At 64.6% G+C, this 4,205-nt stretch carries 2 protein-coding genes and 1 pseudogene; all 3 read right to left on the reverse strand.

The features are described from left to right. Positions 1-1,875, reverse strand: a 1,875-nt coding sequence (gene dxs, locus J0I64_RS02405; RefSeq protein WP_291406034.1) for a 1-deoxy-D-xylulose-5-phosphate synthase, incomplete at its 3' end; no start/stop codon positions are given. Between the two features lie 146 nt (positions 1,876-2,021). Beyond that, the gene (locus J0I64_RS02410; protein WP_291406035.1) at positions 2,022-3,662 is read right to left on the reverse strand and encodes a DUF882 domain-containing protein; all 1,641 of its coding nucleotides are present in this window, start codon (positions 3,660-3,662) and stop codon (positions 2,022-2,024) included. Between the two features lie 265 nt (positions 3,663-3,927). Continuing rightward, a pseudogene (locus J0I64_RS02415) lies at positions 3,928-4,205 on the reverse strand (hypothetical protein); the annotation flags it as partial.

Raw genomic sequence — 4,205 nt, forward strand, 5'->3', positions numbered from 1 at the left:
GAGAGCGGTCTGGACGATGCCGTGGCGGTCGAGGCCGGCGGCGGCATACATGTCGTTCTGGCTCGAATGCTCGTCAAAGCGATCCGGGATCATCAGCGGGCGGAAACGCACCTTGCCATCGAGGAGGCCATTGGACGCAAGGAAGGTCGCGACATGGCTGCCAAAGCCGCCAAGGCCGCCTTCTTCGGTGGTGATCAGCACGTCGTGCGTCTGGGCGAGGCGGGTGATCAGTTCTTCGTCGAGCGGCTTCAGGAACCGCGCATCGGCAACCGTCGGGTTGAGGCCGAGGGCTGCGAGTTTGTCGGCGGCAGCGAGCACTTCGCCCAGGCGGGTGCCGTAGGAGAGGAGCGCGATGGTACTGCCCTCGCGCACGATGCGGCCCTTGCCGATCTTGAGGATTTCGCCACGGGCGGGCATGTCGACGCCCATGCCGTCGCCACGCGGATAGCGGAAGCTGATCGGGCCCGCGTCGTGAGCGGCGGCAGTTGCAACCATATGACGGAGTTCCGCCTCGTCGGCTGCCGCCATCTGCACGATGCCGGGAATGGCGCCGAGATAGGCGTTGTCATAGTTGCCCGCATGGGTGGGGCCGTCGGCGCCGACAAAGCCGGCGCGGTCGATGGCGAAGCGCACCGGCAGGCCCTGGATGGCCACGTCGTGGATCACCTGATCATAGGCGCGCTGCAGGAAGGTCGAATAGATGGCGCAGAAGGGGCGCATGCCTTCGCTGGCAAGGCCCGCCGCAAAGGTGACGGCGTGCTGCTCGGCAATGCCGACGTCATAGATACGATCGGGGAACAGCTCGGCGAATTTGTCGAGGCCGGTGCCCGAGGGCATGGCGGCGGTGACAGCGACGACGCGCGGATCGTTCTTGGCTTCCTGGATCAGGGTTTCGGCAAAGACCGAGGTATAGGAAGGCGCGTTCGACGGCGTCTTGGTCTGGGCGCCGGTGATGACGTTGAATTTGCTGACGCCGTGATATTTGTCGGCCGAGTTCTCCGCCGGCGCATAACCCTTGCCCTTCTTGGTCACGACGTGGATCAGGACCGGGCCCTTTTCCATTTCGCGCACATTGTCGAGTACGGGGAGCAGATGGTCGAGGTTGTGGCCATCGATCGGGCCGACATAGTAGAAGCCGAGCTCTTCAAAGAGCGTGCCGCCAGTGATGAAGGAGCGGGCGAATTCTTCGGTCTTGCGGGCCGGTTCGTGCAGGAACTGTGGCAGCTTGCTGACGACGGACTTGGCTGCGTCGCGCGTGCCGCGATAGGCCGGGCTCGACACGAGCTGGGCGAGATAGGCGCGCAGCGCTCCGGTTGGCGGGGCGATCGACATGTCGTTGTCGTTTAGGATGACGACGAGGCGCGCATCCATGTCGCCGGCATTGTTCATGGCTTCATAGGCCATGCCCGCGGACATCGCGCCATCGCCGATGACGGCAACGACATTGCGCGGCGTGCCCATGTGCTCGCTGGCGACCGCCATGCCGAGGCCTGCGGAAATGGAGGTCGAGGAGTGACCGGCGCCGAACGGGTCGTATTCGCTTTCGGCGCGACGGGTGAAGCCGGAAAGGCCATCCTTCTGACGCAGCGTGCGGATGCGGCCGCGGCGGCCGGTGAGAATCTTGTGCGGGTAGGCCTGATGGCCGACATCCCAGATGATGCGATCATGCGGGGTATCGAAAACCGCGTGCAGGGCCACGGTCAGTTCGACAACGCCAAGGCCGGCGCCCAGATGCCCGCCGGCGACGGCAACCGCATCGATGACTTCGGTGCGCAGTTCGTCGGCAAGCTGGCGCAACTGCTCGCGGGGCAGGGCGCGCAGGTCGGCGGGCGATTTGACCGTGTCGAGCAACGGAGTTTGCGGCTTTTCGGCCAAGCGGGGGCTCCTTGGGATGCGGCGGCAACACAGAAGTCTTTAGGCTCGTGGTTGTGCCAATGCAAGTGACCGGCACGCGGGGGTGCCGGTCACATCAAACGCTTGAAATCAAAGAAAGTGGCGCGGATGCGGCGCCGGGAGGCGTTTTAGTTGCTTGCCGGTGCGAAACGGCGGTTGCCACCCATGGTTGTGTCATCGCCGGCACCCATGACGATGACATAGCGGCCCATCTCCGGGGTCGGGTCAAAGTCGGCCTCGTCGCGATCGAAGATCACAGCGAAGTGGTTCGAGCTCAGGCTTGCCGGGACGGCGAAGACGTCGGCGACGTGTTCAAAATCCGGGGCGACGAGGGCGGGCTTGCGCATGCCATCGGCGGGGACGGGCTTGGCAACGTGGTTGTTCAGCGCGGCGACAAGATCGGCCTCCTGCGCGCTCTGGGCGGCCGAGAAGGTGCCGGAGAAGAGGCTCGCGATCTGGGTTTCGGTGCCCGGCAGGGCGGTGAGCTCGGTGGGCATGGGATTACCGACCGACGTCAGGACCGGCAGCTTGCCGGCTGCTGCGGGCGGAATGGAGCCCGTCGTTGCCGGGGCCAGCGAGGCTATGACCGGACGACCGAGGCCGATGGCGGGCGCATCATTGGTCGGGGCATAGGCGGTCAGCGCCACGGCCGGCTGGTGCTGCGTCGTCTGCAGCGGCGGCATCGGAACCGGAGCGTCGGTGAGGGCAGCCAGCGCGGTAACCGCGTCGCCGCTCGGCAGGGCCGCGGCCGTCGCGACGCGCAGCGTCTCGGATTTCATCAGCGGAATGGGCGGTTCGGCAGCAGTTGCCAGTTCCGAAGCGTCGAGCGGTGCGCTGCCGACGGTCGAGAACGGAATGAAGGTCGGCGTTGCCGGAACGGGAGCGGCATTGGCTTGCTGGGGTGCCGCAACGGCGGCGACCGTGAGATCGTCGGGGCGCAGAGCGGGAACGGGAGCGGCGGCCGGGGTTGCGGTCTGCTGCGGTGCGACAGCGGCGACCTGAACCGGTGCAGGGGCTGCTGCAGGAGCGGGGGCGGGCGCGGCGGCATTGTTGTTCGGCTTGCCGCCAAACAGCACGTCCATCAGTGTCTTGCCATTACCGCCGCCGGCATCGGCGACCATGGTGCCCGAGCTGCTGCCATTGCAGGGGAAGGAGTGGCAGCGCTTCCACTCGTTGAGCGCAACCTGATAGCCCTCTTGCGAGAGCGGCTTGCCGTCGGTGGGCAGGTGCATGGTGCGGCCGTCGGGGAAAAGATCCTGCAGCTGCGCGCGGGTCATGCGCGGCCAGGCGCGGACAGAGCCGACGTCGAGATGGACAAAGGGGCTGCCGGAGGTCGGGTAGAAGCCGACGCCGCCGACCTGCTTGCGCATCGCGGTGGCGCGCAGCTTTGCCAGGGGCACGCCGGGAATGAAGAAGTCCATGGCCGTGCCGCGCATGTGCTGGGAATTGTCAGCAACGCCGGACGAGGTCTGGGCCAGCATGGCATTGGTCGCCGGCGAACGGTAGGCGGAGACCACATTGATCGGCTGGCTGGCGCCAACCTCTTGATAAACTTCCCAAACCAGGTCGAAGAGACGGGGGTCCATCTTGGTGGGTTCGTTGCGACGCCAGTCGCGCAGGAAATAGTTGAGGTCGTTAAGGCCCGACTGCACATATTTGCCGTCGCGCTTGAAGACGATGCGCGCCGTTTCCTTGGTGTGCGTATAATAGAGATAGAGCGCGCGCTCGGTGGCGGCGACAGCCGGCTGCACGGCAAAAATGCCGGTCATACAAATAGTTATGAGCGTCGCTGCGACAATACGCAGAAAACTATCACGCTGCAAAAAGGAAATCCCCGTCACGCCTAACTCTGCCCGGTTCAATGCCAGTATCGTTGGACGTTAGCGTAAAAATCGCTCGATTTTATTAACGCTAACCAGGTGTGAACCGCAGGCGGTCCCCTCACGCCCTCGTTATTAAGGGCAAAAGGGGGCGCAACCAAGGCGAAAATGCTAACGAACTGTTACCGGTGACTGTAACCGCAGCGCGAACAGGTTACGGAGAAAGCTCTTCGGGGACGTTTTCGGCCTGGGCCATGATGGTGGGCGGAGCGGAATTCCCGAGACCCATGGCCGCGATCAGCTTCTCATTGTGCCCATAGACGTCGCCATAGGAGCGGATGGCCCCGTCCTTGCCGACGCGCAGGGTGAAGTAGGCCAGGTGCACGGGAATTTTCGTTTCCGGATTCACCCAGCGCTCGCTGGGGCCGAACATGGCTTCGAGCGAGGCGCGGCTGATCTTGGATTCGTTCGCCATCAGCGCATCGGCAAATT

Source organism: Devosia sp. (genome assembly GCF_017307565.1).
In the GTDB taxonomy this organism is placed as follows: Bacteria; Pseudomonadota; Alphaproteobacteria; order Rhizobiales; family Devosiaceae; genus Devosia.